The sequence below is a fragment of the Pseudomonas sp. FG47 genome (assembly GCF_057809115.1).
Genome location: NZ_JBMDJI010000005.1, coordinates 127,856 through 144,995, shown reverse-complemented (window position 1 = coordinate 144,995; position 17,140 = coordinate 127,856). Strand labels below are relative to the sequence as shown.

Genomic DNA, 17,140 nt, shown 5'->3' with positions numbered 1-17,140 from the left:
CAGATTTTATTGTTCGCACGGCCCGGCGGGCCGAGGCGTAATGTCGGGTGGGATGCTAACGCATGCGAAGGCCGGGACCTAGAGCCGGTGGGGACTTTGTTGGCCAAAAATCGATGCGGACAAAACAATCGCGGGACAAGCCCGTTCCCACGCCGTATCAACGGTGCATGGGAACGGGCTTGCCCCGCGATTATCGGCGCATCAGGCTCAAGCCAGGGCTGGCTGAGCCTCGTTCTGCGGATGCAGCGGCAACAACGGCGAGTGCGGGTCGTTGTCGATGGAGGCGCGCCATACATCGATCCACGCCGCGTTGTGCTCGCTCCACACACGATCGTGCAGGCGCGACAACGCCACCGGGTCGCTAAGCAGCGCCAGGCGGGTGTTCAGATCCAGGCCCTTGGGCCCGAGCTCCAGCGCCTTGGCCACGCGCTCGACACGCAAGGCCTCGATCGGCGCGGCCTGGCCGTGACGCGCGGTGGCCATGGCGCAGGCCAGGGCGTTCTGCCGTGGGTCGACCACGGCGCGCACGAAGCCGTCGTGCAGCGCGTGCCAACGGTTCTCGTGGGTGTACTGATCGGTGGCCAGCAGCTCCTGCGGCGTGGCGTACTCCTCGGGGATGAGGAACAGCTTCTCGTCCTTGGCCGCCAGGCCCAGGCGCGTACGGCTGGAAATCACCGACACCGGGATCGACAGCACCAGCGAGCCGACGATCGGCGCCAGCCACCACAGGAAGCTCGGGTTCAGCCAGGCCACCAGCCCGGCCCAGGCGATGCCCAGCAGGGTCTGCGGGCCGTGACGGCGCACCGCTTCGCTCCACGGGGTGGAGTCGTCGTCACGCTGCGGCGAGTTCCAGGTCGCCGCCCAGCCGAGGAACGCGGCCAGCACGAAACGGGTGTGGAAGATCATCCGCACCGGCGCCAGCAGCATGGAGAACAGCATCTCCATCAGCATCGACAAGGTGACCTTGATGCGCCCACCGAACTCGGTGGCGCCCTTGGCCCAGATCAGGATGACGCTGAGCAGCTTGGGCAGGAACAGCAGCACGATGGTGGTGGAGAACAGCGCGATGGCCTTTTCCGGGTGCCATTGCGGCCACAGCGGATAGAGCTGGAACGGCTCGATGAAATACTGCGGCTCCATCAAGGTGTTGGTCGCCAGCAACGCAGTGGACAGCACCAGGAACAGGAACCACAACGGCGCCGACAGGTACGACATCACCCCGGTGAGGAACACCGCGCGGTGCACCGGGTGCATGCCCTTGACCAGGAACAGGCGGAAGTTCATCAGGTTGCCGTGGCACCAGCGGCGGTCGCGCTTGAGCTCATCGAGCAGGTTCGGCGGCAGTTCCTCGTAGCTACCCGGCAGGTCATAGGCGATCCACACGCCCCAGCCGGCGCGGCGCATCAGCGCGGCTTCGACGAAGTCGTGGGAGAGGATCGCACCGGCGAAGGCGCCCTTGCCCGGCAACGGCGCCAGGGCGCAGTGCTCGATGAACGGTTTCATGCGGATGATCGCGTTGTGACCCCAGTAGTGCGACTCGCCCAGCTGCCAGAAGTGCAGGCCGGCGGTGAACAGCGGGCCGTACACGCGGGTGGCGAACTGCTGCATGCGTGCATAGAGGGTATCCATGCCCGAGGCTTTCGGCCCGGTCTGGATGATACCGGCGTCCGGGTTGGCCTCCATCAGGCGCACCAGGCTGCTCAGGCACTCGCCGCTCATGACGCTGTCGGCGTCGAGCACGACCATGTACTTGTATTCGCCACCCCAACGACGGCAGAAGTCGTCAAGGTTGCCGCTCTTGCGCTTCACCCGACGGCGACGACGGCGGTAGAAGATACGGCCGAAGCCCTTGGTCTCGCGGCACACGTCAAGCCAGGCCTGTTGCTCGGCCACGGCGATGTCGGTGTCGTTGGTGTCGCTGAGCACGAAAAAGTCGAAGCGGTCGAGGTTGCCGCTGGCGGCCACCGACTCGAAGGTCGCGCGCAGACCGGCGAACACCCGCGGCACGTCTTCGTTGCAGATCGGCATCACCAGCGCGGTGCGCGCTTCGGGCGCGATCGGCTCGTTGCCGGCGCTGCTACCGGAAATCTTGTACTTGTCACGCCCGGTGAGCAGCTCGAGGAAGCCCATCAACGCGGTCCAGAAACCCGCCGACACCCAGCAGAACAGGATGCCGAACAGGACCAGGATGGAAGTCTGCAGCGCATACGGCCACACCTGCACCACGGTGTCCCACAGCGGCTGGTTGAGGACTTCGTCGAGGTCGACGAACGACCAGCCCTGGTACGGCAGGATGCCTTTCATGTACCAGCCGGCGACGAGGGTCTGGCCGATCATCAGGGTCAGCAGGATGTAGCGGCGGATCGAGCCGACCGTGCGCCAGCGCGCCGGCGGCAGTTCGCGCTTGGGCGGCTGCGGGGCATTGGTGCGGCCGGTCATGCGCCGCCACATGCGGATCAGGATATTGGTGCGCCACGGCTCGGGCACCACCTTGGTGCGCTTGATCGGCGGCGCGATCTTCAGGCACAGCCGCCCACCGGCATCGACGCCGAGCATCTCGGCCTCTTCCAGCTCGGCGGCGCTGCCGACGGTCAGACGGGTGCCCACCGAGGCCTGAACGGCCTCGGCGGTGCCGGCGGCCGGTTGGGCCGCCAGACGTTGGTGCAGCTCGCTGAACGAGGCGCAGCTGGCGAGTTCCGCGCGCTGCTCGTCGCTCAGGGGGAGGTGGGCCAGGTATTCGCGCAGCGATTCCGGCCTTGCGCTTGAGTTACTCATCGGCAGGCAACTGATAGCTCCAGGTCTCGGTCAACACTTTCTCGGTGGTGGCCGGGGTCCCGTTGGTGGATGCCGCATCGGCGGCAGGTTGCTCGGCAGCTTTTTCCGCCTTGGCTTTCTCGGCCTTGGCGTGGGCGTGCTTGGCGGCCTTGTCCTGCTTGGTTTCCTTGGCAGGCTTGGGCTGCTCGACCGGTACGTCGCGCAGCAGCGCGGCGCGCATCTCGGTGGATTTCTTCGGATCCTGCACCTTCAACCGCAGGGTCAGGCGCCAGCCCTTGGTTTCCGGGTTGTAGCGCAGGTTGTTCTCGACCAGCTCGGCGTTGTCGCCGACGCTGACCTGGCTGCGCACGGCAGTATCGGCCGGCAGGGCGGCCAGATTCGGGCCGATGAAGTCGACCAGGAAGGCCACGGTGCCATCGGCCTGGCGGATCAGGTTGGACTGCTTGACGTCACCGGTGGAACGCAGGGTCTGCTTGACCCAAGCCAGCTCCGGCGAGTGCAGTTGGTCTTCCTTGATGGTCCAGCGCAGGCGGTAGTCGTACTCGAACGGCTTGCCTGGCTCCGGCAGTTTTTCCGGGCTCCAGAAGGCAACGATGTTGTCGTTGGTCTCGTCGGCGGTCGGGATCTCGACCAGGTCGACGGTGCCCTTGCCCCAGTCACCTTTGGGCTCGATCCAGGCGCTTGGGCGCTTTTCGTATTCGTCGTCGAGGTCTTCGTAGTCGCTGAAGGCGCGCTGACGCTGCAGCAAGCCGAAACCGCGTGGGTTCTCGACGCTGAAGTTGCTCACGGCCAGGTGTTTCGGGTTGTTCAGCGGGCGCCACAGCCACTCGCCGTTGCCGGCATGGATCGACAGGCCTTCGGAGTCGTGCAGGGCCGGGCGGTAGTTCATCACCTTCGACGGCTGGTTGGGGCCAAACAGGTACATGCTGGTCAGCGGCGCGATACCCAGGCGGCTGACGTGGTCACGCAGGTAGACCCGCGACTTGACGTCGACCAGGGTGTCTTCGCCCGGACGCAGGGTCAGCTTGTAGGCGCCGGTGGAGCGCGGCGAGTCGAGCAGCGCGTAGATCACCAGGTGCTTGTCGTTGGGCTTGGGCTTCTCGATCCAGAACTCGCGGAAACGCGGGAATTCCTCGCCCGATGGCAGCGCGGTGTCGATGGCCAGGCCACGGGCCGACAGGCCATAGCGGTGGCCCTTGCCGACCACGCGGAAATAGCTGGCGCCAAGCAGGGTCATGATCTCATCCTGCTTGTCGGCCTTGTTGATCGGGTAGAGCACGCGGAAGCCGGCGTAGCCGAGGTCCTTGGTGGTGTCGGCGTCATGCGGCACGTCACCGAAGTCGAAGCGGCTCGGATCGTACTTGATCTCTTCGACCTTGTTGGCGGTGATCTCGCTGATCTTCACCGGCGTGTCGAAGTGCATCCCCTGGTGGTAGAACGACAGTTTGAACGGCGTCTTGTCCTTGGCCCACTCGGCCTTTTCCTGGAGGAAGCGGATTTTCTGGTAGTCGGCGTACTTCATGTCGCGGAACACCGGTGGCAGGTTGCTCTTCGGTGCTTCGAACTTCTGACCGGCCAGATCCTTTGCCTTGGCTGCAACATCATCCAGATTGAATGCCCACAGCTGGCCAGCGCTCATCAGGCCGACCAGCGCCACGCCGGCCAACAGGGCCTTGCGCAGCCGGGTAACTGGGATTCTTGGTGCAATACAGGGGCTTACAATCACGAGCAATCCTCGCCGAAAACAGATCATGAAACCAACGGCCAGCGACCAATGCCGGGTTGGCGAGCACTGTTCGGACCCCGTGAGGGCGTAATGATTCCCCAAACGGATCCAGACAATGCTCGAGTCAAAGTGAAACGAGCCTGCGAACGCAGGCCCATGCAGCGCGCGATTATCCAGCAGGTCGCGTTACAACGCATCAGGCTGAACAAACTATTTATCGTACAAAACCCCTTGTTTTTCGACAAACAACGGGTTTTTGACCTCATATTTGTAACATAAATGTTACGGGGCCATCATTGACCAGATGCACTTGCATGTCAGCACCGAAGCGACCGCTCGCTACCTGCGGGTGCTGGCGCCGTGCCTGCAACAGAAGATAGTCGAAAAGCTCGGCACCGAGCGCAGGCGGTGCCGCCGTCGAGAAGCTCGGGCGCATGCCGCTGCGGGTATCGGCCGCGAGGGTGAACTGAGACACCAGCAACAGCCCACCACCGACGTCCTTGAGCGAGCGGTTCATCTTGCCCTGCTCGTCGCTGAACACCCGGTAGTTGAGCAGCTTGTGCAACAGCTTGTCGGCATGTTCCAGCGAATCTTCAGGCTCGACCGCCACCAGCGCCAGCAACCCCTGGTCGATGGCGCCGACGATTTCGCCCGCGACCTCCACCCTGGCGCCACGCACGCGCTGGATCAGGCCTTTCATGCTTCTTCCAGGGGCAGGTCGAGCAGGCGCCGGGCCATCTGGTCGGCGGCGCGCACCAGGGCATCGGTGATGCCCGGCTCGGACGCGGCGTGGCCGGCGTCGCGGATCACCTTAAGCTCGCTGTTCGGCCAGGCCTGGTGCAGCTCCCAGGCGTTGTCCAGCGGGCAGATCACGTCATAACGGCCATGCACGATCACCGCCGGCAGGTGGGCGATCTTGGGGATGTCGCGGATCAGCTGGTTTTCTTCGAGGAAGGCATTGTTGGTGAAGTAGTGGCACTCGATGCGGGCGATCGACAGCGCCCGCTGCGGTTCGGAGAAGCGATCGACCACCAGCGGGTTGGGGCGCAAGGTGGCGGTGCGGCCCTCCCAGGTCGACCAGGCCTTGGCCGCGTGCATCTGGGCGATCTGGTCATTGCCGGTCAGGCGCTTGTGGAAGGCCTGCACCAGGTCGCCGCGCTCCTCCGCAGGGATCGGCGCGATGTAGTCTTGCCAGTAGTCGGGGAACAGACGGCTGGCGCCCTCCTGGTAGAACCAGCTGATCTCCTGCGGGCGGCACAAGAAGATACCGCGCAAGATCAGGCCGTGCACGCGCTCGGGGTGGGCCTGGGCGTATGCCAGGGCCAGGGTCGAGCCCCACGAGCCGCCGAACAGCACCCATTTATCGATGCCCAGGTGCTCGCGGATGCGCTCCAGGTCCTCGACCAGGTGCCAGGTGGTGTTGTTCTCCAGGCTCGCGTGGGGCGTGGAACGGCCACAGCCGCGCTGGTCGAAGGTGATGATGCGGTACAGGTTGGGGTCGAAGTAGCAGCGGCTCTGGGCGTCGCAACCGGCGCCAGGCCCCCCGTGGATGAACACCACCGGCAGACCTTCCGGCGAGCCGCTTTCGTCGACATACAGCACATGCGGCGCTTCCACGGCCAGATCGTGCCGGGCGTAGGGTTTGATCTGCGGGTAGAGGGTCTGCATCGCGCACTCCGTGTGAGGATTTAATCTGCCGCTGGCATCATAAACCTGAATCACGCTTTGAGCATGCCCCGTCTCGCCCATCACACATAGATACCACTTGCCCGGCGCCACGCCGGAGATAGTGCAGGCAGCCTCAACCCAAGCAAGGACCTGCACATGGCGACGAAATCGAAGCACCCTGCACACTACAATTTGATCGCGCGCCAACTGCCCGCCTGGATGAAGACAGCATCCACGACTACCCTCGACCAACTGCGCACGGCACTGCGCGACGCGCCAGCGATGCTAGGCGCGGCCTGCCGGCAACACCCCGAGGTGGCGGCGGCATTGGCCCGCGAGCATGAGCGCTACCGCGCCAGCACCCAGGCGGCACGCACGCTGTTCGCCAACCTGCCCGACTTGGACGCGTTCGCCACACAGCAACTGAGCGCGGCCATCAAGCAGCGGTTCGACCTGCAACTCGACGTGAACACCACGTACCTGTTCGACGCCGTCGGTTATGCCCGGCAACGCCAGTTGGGCGCGGCAGAGCCGAGCAAATTCAGCCGATCGCTGAAGCACCATGCGCTACAAAACTTCGAGCGCAGCGCTACCGAAGCGGGTGGGATGGACGTGCAGACGCCACACATGCGGTCGGTGATTCTCGACGCCCATGGCTATGGGAACGGTCCTCCGTTCGACAACTTCATAGCCATAGACCCTACCGATTTTGCCGCACTGAGCCGGAAACTCGATATCGGCGGCCAGTACCAGGCATTGATCGACAACATCTATTACCCCTCGTCAGAAACACCACCGGGCCTCGAAGCGGCCTGGCCAGATCGCTTTGCCATCCAGGCCCCAGTGCTGGAGACCCTGGGTCAGGTGGAACTATCGGCCTTCAGACAGAGCCTGCACTGCGCCTTTCTACTGGGGCAGATCGGCAAAGCCGCCTATGACGCCATTCAGGCCACCGCGCTGGCAACCGTGGAGCGGCTTTCGTCACCCGTCGCCAGGTTCAGCTTCCTGACACTGTGGCAGATCGAGCTGACCGGGCTGGTACTCATCCAGTTCCAGTCGCTCCCGTGTGTCGTGCTGTACAGCCCCCGGGCCGCCGAGCCGTCGTTGCAGGAATACCCGTCACTCGACGCACTCAACACCCACCTGCGCGACGCCGCGCAAAAAGACCTCACCGTCATCACCCGGCACGTGCCCGACGCGCACAAGACACTCCTGCTCGGCAAGCTCCAGGATCGTCTGACACCCCTGACCTTCACCCTGAAAAACACCTACGAACGGGTACCCGATCCACAGGCGCAACTGCCTTTGAAAACCCGAGCGTTCGAACGGCCATTGCGTGCCGAAGTGCTCTATCAGAACTTCACCAGGCTGCGCGACGATGCCAGGTTCCATGCTGTCCCGACCTTGGCCATGGACGCCAAGTCCCGGCATGAACGCCTGGCCTACTTCGAGTCGATCGCCCTTGCCGCGCTGAACATCGTGGGGTTTGCTGTGCCCGAGGTCGGTAGCCTGCTGCTGGCGGCGACCATCCTGCACCTGGGCAACGAAGTCTATGAAGGTATCGAAAGCTGGGCCAACGATGACCGGGAGCAGGCGTTCGCCTATCTGCTGGATGTCGCGGAAAACGTCGCGCTCATCGTGGCCAGCACCGCGGCGGGACAGGCCATCAAGGCCGAGCTGGGCGTTGCGCGCGAGGCCGCCGCGCCCGAGCCACAGCAGCCTGTGCCTGCGCCCGCGACCATCGAGACGCCGTCGTTCATCGAAGAGTTGCTGGAAGTCGAACTACCCGATGGCAGCACCCGCCTGTGGAACCCCGACCTGACGCCCTTCGAGCAGCCGTCCGGGCCGCCGTCATCGGTCGATGCCGATGAACTGGGGCTATACCGCCAGGAGAGCAAGATCTGGCTACAGCTTGAAGGCAAGACCTATTCACTCAGGCAGGCCCCGGAAACCGGAACCTACAGGATCGAACATCCCAGCCGACCAAGCGCTTATGCCCCCACGCTACGCCATAACGGCAACGGGGCCTGGCTGCACCCACTGGACCGCCCCCGGGAGTGGCAAACCCTGCAACTGTTCCGCCGCCTGGGATATCGCGCGGCGCCGTTCGATGATCAGGATGCCATACGGATTCTTGACGTCAGTGGCACCGACGACACCGCCCTGCGTCAGGTCGTGAGTGACAGCCACCCGCTCCCAGCCTCGCTCGCCGATACCCTGGAACGTTTCCGACTGGACCGCGCGGCAGCGGACCTCTCAAGCGATACGCCCTCCTCCCTGCGCCAGTCGACATTCACCGCGCGTTACCGCCAGTTGCCGGTAACCCAGGCGCCAGGCGCTGCCGTACTGCGGCAGGTGTACAAGGATCTGCCCAACGCCTTTGTCGACGAGCTGCTTCGTCACGCCACAACCAGCGAAGTGAACGCCCTGAGCACGGGGAAAATCCCCAGGCGCATCGCTGAGGAGATCCGCCTCATACAGCAACAAGTCCGTCTCATGCGCGCCTACGAGGGCTTGTATCTGCAATCGGTCGACAACCCTGACACCGATCGCCTGATCCTGCACTCTCTCTCACGCTTGCCGGGCTGGTCCGACGCCACGGCCATCGAGCTGCGTCGCGGCACGCTGCCGGCCAACCGTGTCGACGCCATCGGCGCCCAGGGCACTCCTGCCAGGATCATCACCCGTACCCCACAGGGCTACCGTTTGACGGCCGAAGCCGCCTACTGGCCGGACACTACCCACAACACCTTGCCGGAGGCCGTGTTCGCCGCCCTCCCCGAAACACAGCGCCAGGCACTGGCGCCCAGCGGAATCAGCGACGGTCACACCCTGGCCGCACGTATCAAGCAAGCGCCCCTGCTACCGCGCTGGGCCCTGCGCAAGGCCCTGAAGATGCAACGTCCTGGCCCGCGCTCGCCCATGCGCCTGGCCGATGGCCGCCTGGGCTATCGCCTGAGCGGGGCCGGCAAGCTCCCTGAGACGCCAAACAGGAGCGCCCTGTTGGCGCAGCTCGACGACATGGTGTTGCCTGTATCGTCGGAGCGGATCCTGGCCGCGCTGGAAAACGCCGAACGCTCAGCCGAGCAGATCCAGTCACGCATCGAGCAACTACTCGCCGAGCGTCAGGAATTGCGCCAAAGCCTGGATGCGGCGTTCTCCGGTCCCGGCCAGATACCAGGATTGGGCGCGCGGACCGCCAACCGGCAAGAAATCGAAATGGCGCTCTGGCAGCACTGGATTCACAGCGCGGTACCGGAGCTTGGCGAAGCAGCGGGCACGCTGCGGCTCTCCAGGATGTTCATCGCCGAATTCCCCCGGCGGCTACCAGACTTTATCGCTGATCGGGTCGACCGCCTGCAACTGCACAACCTCTCGCTCGACTACGCAACCAACGGCACCCTGAGCTGGACACAGTACGAAGCGCAACTGAACAATCTGTTCCAGCACTTCCCCTCGCTGTCGGCCCTGGAGATAGAGCGCGACTATGATGCACTCGCCGCGACATCGGAACTGGCCAACAGCCTGCCACTGATCGTCAGCCGCTTCCCACGCCTCAGCGAACTGAGGCTGGTCAACCAGAACCTCACGCTGTATCCCCTGGACCTGGAACGCTTCGCTACCCGCGAACACCTGCGCCACCTTGACCTCAGCGGGAATAGACTCGCCCCGCTCGCCACGTTCCGCCTCCCCGACCTGTACCTTGACCACCTTGGCCTGGACCGCATGGGCCTCGATCAATGGCCAGCCTGGCTGGACGAGCCGGCACTGTTGCGAATCGGCACCTTGTCGTTGCGTGACAACCACCTGGTCCGAGTCCCCGACGCGTTGACGGCCAACGTCGAGGCGACCGCCGAACGCACCTTGGTTTACCTCGATGGCAACGCGCTGCGCCCGCCCCAACTCCTGGACCTGTACCGCAGTCAAAACCGACCGCTACACCGGTTTGACTTCAGCCTCGGGACCGCGCGCATCATCGAGGAGTACCAGGGCCTGAACGATGCCCTCGAGCCGTGGACCAGCCCAGCCGAGCCGTTGAACGAGCAGGCGGTCCGCGCCAGAGCGGCCATTGCCCAGTCGATACTGGTGTTCTGGGAGCGCCGGGTCCGCGATGACACACTGTCGCCCTGGCGGCTGGAAACGTTCCGCCAGGAGGACTTCCCACCCTCATTGCCTGCGTTCTTCGCGCCTTATGTCGACATCGTCAGGCTGGAGCGCGTGCAACTGACAACAGTGCAACTCGATCAGTGGCTGCGACGTTTCCCGCATCTCACCCACCTGGTCCTCGAGGGCCATATCCACCCCTTGCTGAGCCTTCCCGAGGCCCTGACCCACCTGCAATCGCTCAATCGACTCAGCCTGGTGGACCAGGGATTGGAAATCGATAACCAGGCGATGAGCCTGATTGCACGCATCCCCGCGCTACGGGAGCTGGACCTCTCCGGCAACTCGCTGAGCGCGCAGTTGCGCACGCTCAGCGCGCCGCCCACCCGCCTCGACCGCCTGGTCCTGCGCAACCTGGGGCTGGAGCGCTGGCCAGACTGGCTATTCAACCTGATGCCAAGGTTCACCCTGGACCTGCGGGAGAACCGCTTGAGCACACTGCCAAGGGCAGTACTGGACAACCCTCGCAGCGTCCATGGCAGTACCGCGCTGCTGCTGACCGACAACCCCCTGTCCAGCGAAACGATGCGCACCGCGCACCTGTCGCAGCGTTACGACCGCAGCTTCACCTTCGACATGGACCTACCCTTGGATATCCTCATGGCCTCGCCGCAGGGCACCGAAGCAGGCAGTGCCTTTGGCAGCTCGGTCGGCAGCCTGGGCAGCACAACCAGCAGTGGCAGTGCCCACAGCCATGGCTACGCGCCCTGGACGGCATTGCTCGAGCTGGACAGCAAACCCTGGCTCGAAGGCAGCGCTGGTTTGCGCCAAACACGCAGCGCCCAGTGGCAACAACTGCGCGAAGGCGCGCAGGCGCAGAACCTGCTGCAGCTGGTGGCCCAGCTCACGACCTCGGTGCCTTATCGCAATACCGACTCCCGGCCCGCCTTCATCGAGCGGGTCTGGCGCGTATTGGCGATGGCCGCGAACCATCCGGCAGAGCGTGAGCTGTTCGATGCCATCGCCGAGGACGCGATTGCCGAAGGCACCTGCCCGGACGGCATGCTCCTGCAATTCCAGCAGATCGAGCAGAAACACCTGGTTGCCCAGGCGCTGCTGCAGACTTCAGGCGAGAGCCGGGAATCCGCTTTGTATCGCCTGCTACGCCGCTTGTTCCGCCAGCAGCGACTCGATGAGATCGCCAGCGCCAGGTCGGCGCACCAGGATGCCGCTGAAGTTCGCCTGGCCTATCGGCGCCTGCTGGCCGATCGCCTCGACCTGCTGAGCCCGGCGGATGAAATGATGTTCGGTGCCGACGTGAGCTCGACGGACGCCACCGACGCGGCGTTGCGCATCTGGGAGGCCGAGGATGGGGAGGACTTCATCGAATTTGCCGGTCATACACCGTTCTGGTCCGACTATCTACGAGAGGCCTATGCCGATGCCTTCGCCCAGATCGAGAGCAAGTTCCAGCACGCGGTCAACAACCTGCAGTACGACCAGCCCCAGGCCAGCCTGGATGAATTGGAGACACCCACCCGAGCACTGCAGGCCCAGCGCGACAAGCAGATCGAAAACCTGATTGCCGAACTGACCTTCCGCATTCGCGCCGATCACCGCTAGTTGACCTTGGATCTGGCACGCCTGCAAACCGTGGGAGCCAGCCTTGCTGGCTGCCACGAAGGATCGCTCCAGGTGCTGGGGCTAGCGCCCGTAACGCTCACGCCCCCATTGCAAGGTGGCTTCCAACAGGCGGCGCAAGACCGACTGGGTGGGCTGTGCCAGTTGCTCGCGATAGGTGAAAGGCTCCACTTCATCCATGTAGGTGCTCTGCGCCAGCTCCAGTTGCACCGCATGGATGTCGTTCGCCGGATCGCCGTAATGCCGGGTGATATGCCCGCCCTTGAAGCGGCCATTGAGCACATGGCTGTAGCCCTGCGCCTCAGCGCATGCGCCCTGCAGCCGTTGAGCCAGCTCCGGGTCGCAACTTGCACCGTTGAAGGTGCCAAGGTTGAAGTCCGGCAACTTGCCGTCGAACAGGTGCGGGATCAGCGAGCGGATCGAGTGGGCATCCCACAACAGGGCGTAGCCGAAGTGCTCGCGCAGACGCTCCAGCTCGTTGCGGATGGTGTCGTGGTAAGGACGCCAGATTTGCTCCAGGTACTGTTTGCGCTGCTCGCCAGTCGGTTCCAGCCCGTCCTTGAACAGCGGCTCGCCCTCGAACAGCGTGGCCGGGTACAGACCGGTGGTGGCACCGGCATACAGTGGCTTGTCGTCATCCGGCCGGTTCAGGTCGATGACGAAACGCGAATACTCCGCCGCCACCACGCTGGCGCCCAGGTCGCGGGCGAAGTCGTACAGGCGCGGGATGTGCCAGTCGGTGTCCGGCAGGCTGCGCGCCTGGTCCACCAGCCCGTCGCGCACCGCGTCGGTCAGGCCCAGCCCGGCATGGGGCATGCTGATCAGCAGTGGCAGGCGGCCCTGGTGGAAACTCAATACCTTGTCCATATGCCCTCGCTCAGTTGGATATCTCATGGCCCAGGCGCACCACGCGCTTGGGCAGGTCGCCGCCGAGCCAGTAGCTGAGGTCGGCGGGGCGTTCGATCTGCCAGGCGATGAAGTCCGCGACCTTGCCCTCTTCCAGCGAGCCATGGCTATCGCCCAGGCCCAGCGCCGTGGCGGCATGCACGGTGACGCCGGCCAGGGTTTCTTCCGGGGTCATGCGGAACATCGTGCAGCCCATGTTCAACATCAGGCGCAGCGACAGCCCAGGCGAAGTGCCGGGGTTGAGGTCGCTGGCCAGGGCGATCTTCACCCCATGCCGGCGCAAGGCATCCATCGGCGGCAGCTGGGTTTCGCGCAGGAAGTAAAACGCCCCCGGCAGTAGCACGGCGACCGTGCCAGCCTCGGCCATTGCAACGGCGTCCTCTTCGGTCATGAATTCCAGGTGATCAGCCGACAGCGCCTGGTAGCGGGCTGCCAGGCTCGAGCCATGCAGCGACGACAGCTGTTCGGCATGCAGCTTGACCGGCAGGCCCAGCTCACGCGCCTTGATGAACAGGCGCTCGACCTGGGCCGGGGAGAATGCCAGGTGTTCGCAGAAGGCATCCACTGCATCCACCAGGCCTTCGGCGGCCAACGCCGGGAGCATGACGTCGCAGATATGGGCGATGTAGTCGTCTGCCCGCCCCGCATATTCCGGCGGCAGGGCATGGGCCGCCAGGCAGGTGCTGCGCACGGTCACGGGGAGTTCCTCGCCCAGGCGCCGGGCGACACGCAACATCTTGCGCTCGCTTTCGAGGTCCAGGCCGTAGCCGGACTTGATCTCGATCATGGTCACGCCGTCGCGCATCAGCGCCTGGACGCGCTGACGGGCACTGACCAGCAGTTCGTCCTCGCTGGCGGCACGGGTAGCCCGCACGGTGCTGGCGATGCCGCCGCCCTGAGCCGCGATCTCGGCATAGCTGACGCCTTGCAGGCGCTGCTCGAACTCGCCGCTGCGGTTGCCGCCGAACACCGCGTGGGTGTGGCAGTCGATCAGCCCCGGGGTGACCCAGGCGCCGCCCAAGTCGACGATGCGATCAGCCGCCACTGGCGGCACCTCGTCACGCGGGCCGATCCATTCGATCAGGCCTGCGCTGGTGACGATCGCCGCGTCCTCGATGATCGAGTAGCGGCCCTCGGCCATGGTTGCCGCATGGCAGTGCTGCCAGAGGGTTCTCATCAGGATCTCCTTGTAAGACTCAACGGTGCAGCTCGGCAGGCTCGCGGACCGGCTCGCCGTCGCCTGCGCGCGGTTTGCACCACAGCAGGTAGGAAGCGACCAGGAACACGACCCAGATAACGCCGACGATCAACGCCGCCTGGGTATCCGGGAAGTAACCCAGCACACCGAAGATGAACAACATGAAAGCAATGGCCATCGCCGGACCATAAGGCCAGAACGGCACGGGGAACTTGAGCTGGGCGACTTGTTCGCGGCTCATGCTGCGACGCATGGCCACCTGGGTGACCAGGATCATCAGCCACACCCACACGGTAGCGAAGGTGGCGATCGACGCGATCAGCAGGAATACGTTCTCCGGGATCAGGTAGTTGAGCAGCACGCCGATCAGCAGCGCCGCGCCCATCACCACCACGGTCATCCACGGTACGCCGTGTTTCGACAGCTTGCCGAAGCCGCGCGGTGCCTGGCCGTGCTGGGACAGACCGTACATCATCCGGCCAGCGCCGAAAATGTCGCTGTTGATCGCGGAAATGGCTGCTGAAATCACAACGATGTTAAGTACCGCCGCCGCCGAACCAATCCCCAGGTTGCTGAAGATCTGCACGAACGGGCTGCCCTGGCTGCCGATCTGCGGCCAGGGATACAGGCACATCAGCACGAACAGGGTGAGCACGTAGAACAGCAGGATGCGCAGCGGCACGGCGTTGATCGCCTTGGGGATCACCCGCTGCGGGTCTTTCGCCTCACCGGCGGTGACACCGATGATCTCGATGCCACCAAAGGCAAACATCACCACCGCGAACGAAGCGATCAGGCCGCTGACACCGTTGGGCATGAAGCCGCCGTGGTCGAACAAGTTGCTCACCCCGACCGCGTGCCCGCTGCCAACCTGGCTGAAACCGAAAGCCATGATGCCGAGGCCGGCGAGAATCATCGCGACGATGGCGCCGACCTTTAGCAGCGACAGCCAGAACTCCATCTCGCCGAACACCCGCACGTTGCACAGGTTCAGGCCGCCGATCAGGAACACGATGCCGAGTACCCAGATCCAGCGGGCGACCTCCGGGAACCAGAAGCCCATGTAGATGCCGAAAGCGGTGACGTCGGCGATGGCGACGATGACCATCTCGAAGGCGTAGGTCCAGCCGAGGATGAAGCCGGCCATGGGGCCGAGGTAGGTGCTGGCGTAGTGGCCGAAGGAACCGGACACCGGATTGTGCACGGCCATTTCGCCGAGGGCGCGCATGACCATGAATACCGCGGCGCCGCCGATCAGGTAGGCCAGCAGCACGGCCGGGCCGGCCATCTGGATGGCCGAGGCCGAACCGTAGAAAAGCCCGGTACCGATTGCCGAACCGAGCGCCATGAAACGGATGTGCCGGGCCGATAGCCCGCGCTTGAGACCTTGAGCTTGTTGCATGTCACGTCCTTATTGTTGTTCTGGTCGTGAGTATGGGGGCCGTTCGCCGGCAAGCCGGCTCCTACAGATAACCCCGTAGGAGCCGGCTTGCCGGCGAATGCGGTATCACAGGCTAGGCAGGACCCCAGCCGGCAGCAGGCCGGTCAGCGTGCCTTTGGCCAGCAGCGACGAGGCTGCCTCGATATCCGGGGCGAAGAAGCGGTCGCGGTCATAGTGCGGCACTTCACGACGCAGCGCCTGGCGCGCCTGCTCCAGCTTGGCGGAGGTCTTCAGGCCCTTGCGCAGGTCCAGGCCCTGGCAGGCGCCCAGCCATTCGATGGCCAGCACGCCACGGGTGTTCTCGGCCATTTCCCACAGACGCTTGCCAGCGGCCGGGGCCATCGACACGTGGTCTTCCTGGTTGGCCGAGGTCGGCAGGCTGTCGACGCTGTGCGGGTGCGACAGCGCCTTGTTCTCGCTGGCCAGCGCGGCGGCGGTGACCTGGGCGATCATGAAGCCGGAGTTGACCCCGCCGTTTTCCACCAGGAACGGCGGCAGCTGGGACATGTGCTTGTCCATCATCAGCGAGATGCGGCGCTCGCTCAGCGAGCCGATCTCGGCGATGGCCAGGGCCAGGTTGTCGGCTGCCATGGCCACGGGTTCTGCGTGGAAGTTACCACCAGAGATGACGTCGCCTTCGGCGGCGAACACCAGCGGGTTGTCCGACACCGCGTTGGCCTCGATGCCCAGCACTTCGGCGGCCTGGCGGATCTGGGTCAGGCACGCACCCATGACTTGCGGCTGGCAGCGCAGCGAGTACGGGTCCTGGACCTTGTCGCAGTTCTTGTGCGACAGCGACACTTCGCTGGAATCACCCAGCAGGTCGCGGAAGCAGGCGGCGGTGTCGATCTGGCCGCGCTGGCCACGCACGGCATGGATGCGCGCATCGAACGGCGAACGCGAGCCCAGCGCCGCCTCGACGCTCAGGCCGCCACAGGCGATGGCCGCGGCGTACAGGTCTTCGGCCTGGAACAGGCCACGCAGGGCATAGGCGGTGGAGGCCTGGGTGCCGTTGAGCAGGGCCAGGCCCTCCTTGGCGGCCAGAGTCAGCGGCTCCAGGCCAGCGACGGCCAGGGCTTCGGTGGCCGACAGCCACTGCCCCTTGTAGCGGGCCTTGCCTTCGCCCAGTAGCACCAGCGACATGTGCGCCAGCGGCGCGAGGTCGCCGGAGGCGCCGACCGAGCCCTTGAGCGGAATATGTGGATAGACTTGGGCGTTGACCAGGGCGATCAGCGCGTCGATGACCTTGCGGCGGATGCCGGAGAAACCACGGCTGAGGCTGTTGATCTTGAGCACCATGATCAGCCGCACCAGGTCGTCGTCCAGCGGCGCGCCGATACCGGCGGCGTGGGACAGCACCAGCGAACGCTGCAGGTTCTCCAGGTCATGGCTGGCGATGCGGGTCGAGGCCAGCAGGCCGAAACCGGTGTTGATGCCGTAGGCGGTACGGTCTTCGGCGATGATCTGCTCGACGCAGGCGACGCTGGCGTCGATGGCCGGCGCGGCGCTGGCGTCCAGTTGCAGGTGCACCGGGGCGGCGTGGATGGCACGCAGCTGGGCCAAGGTCAGGGTGCCGGGCTTGAGGGTCAATTCGGTCACTTCGCTACTCCAATCGCTTGGGGCCACGCGGGGCCCCTTCTTGTTGTTCAGTATCACCCTTGGCGGGTGCGATCCAAAGCGC

The 17,140-nt window shown here is 64.8% G+C and carries 9 protein-coding genes; 1 reads left to right on the top strand and 8 read right to left on the bottom strand.

Annotated features, from left to right (window positions below):
* Positions 1 to 207: 207 nt before the first annotated feature.
* The 4 genes from mdoH to pip all read right to left on the bottom strand — a co-directional run bounded on the left by mdoH (position 208) and on the right by pip (position 6,169).
* Positions 208 to 2,775, bottom strand: a complete 2,568-nt coding sequence (gene mdoH / locus ACODS5_RS06995; RefSeq protein WP_489108290.1) for a glucans biosynthesis glucosyltransferase MdoH — start codon at positions 2,773 to 2,775, stop codon at positions 208 to 210.
* Positions 2,768 to 4,501, bottom strand: coding sequence for a glucan biosynthesis protein G (locus tag ACODS5_RS06990; protein WP_134691407.1), 1,734 nt, complete (start codon positions 4,499 to 4,501; stop codon positions 2,768 to 2,770). Before ACODS5_RS06990 ends, mdoH begins: the two co-directional genes overlap by 8 nt.
* 262 nt (positions 4,502 to 4,763) lie before the next feature.
* Positions 4,764 to 5,201: a D-aminoacyl-tRNA deacylase gene (gene dtd / locus ACODS5_RS06985; protein ID WP_489108289.1), complete on the bottom strand. Its 438-nt coding sequence runs from the start codon at positions 5,199 to 5,201 to the stop codon at positions 4,764 to 4,766.
* Positions 5,198 to 6,169, bottom strand: a complete 972-nt coding sequence (pip, locus tag ACODS5_RS06980) for a prolyl aminopeptidase (RefSeq protein ID WP_489108288.1) — start codon at positions 6,167 to 6,169, stop codon at positions 5,198 to 5,200. The genes dtd and pip overlap by 4 nt, the downstream gene beginning before the upstream one ends.
* Positions 6,170 to 6,325: 156 nt before the next feature.
* On the opposite strand from pip, the gene ACODS5_RS06975 reads away from it, so the two are divergent.
* Positions 6,326 to 11,896: an NEL-type E3 ubiquitin ligase domain-containing protein gene (locus ACODS5_RS06975; RefSeq protein WP_489108287.1), complete on the top strand. Its 5,571-nt coding sequence runs from the start codon at positions 6,326 to 6,328 to the stop codon at positions 11,894 to 11,896.
* An 81-nt stretch (positions 11,897 to 11,977) separates the two neighbouring features.
* Here ACODS5_RS06975 and hutG read toward each other — a convergent pair whose 3' ends face one another.
* From hutG to hutH, 4 genes are all read right to left on the bottom strand, one after another.
* The gene (gene hutG / locus ACODS5_RS06970; RefSeq protein ID WP_489108286.1) at positions 11,978 to 12,781 is read right to left on the bottom strand and encodes an N-formylglutamate deformylase; all 804 of its coding nucleotides are present in this window, start codon (positions 12,779 to 12,781) and stop codon (positions 11,978 to 11,980) included.
* A 10-nt stretch (positions 12,782 to 12,791) separates the two neighbouring features.
* Complete coding sequence (gene hutI / locus ACODS5_RS06965; RefSeq protein WP_489108285.1) at positions 12,792 to 13,997, bottom strand: imidazolonepropionase; 1,206 nt, start codon at positions 13,995 to 13,997, stop codon at positions 12,792 to 12,794.
* Between the two features lie 19 nt (positions 13,998 to 14,016).
* A complete protein-coding gene (locus tag ACODS5_RS06960; protein ID WP_134691401.1) occupies positions 14,017 to 15,420 on the bottom strand; it encodes an amino acid permease in 1,404 nt (467 codons plus the stop codon).
* A gap of 105 nt (positions 15,421 to 15,525) precedes the next feature.
* On the bottom strand, positions 15,526 to 17,058 hold the full coding sequence (gene hutH, locus ACODS5_RS06955; protein WP_134691400.1) for a histidine ammonia-lyase: 1,533 nt from the start codon (positions 17,056 to 17,058) through the stop codon (positions 15,526 to 15,528).
* Positions 17,059 to 17,140 lie beyond the last annotated feature (82 nt).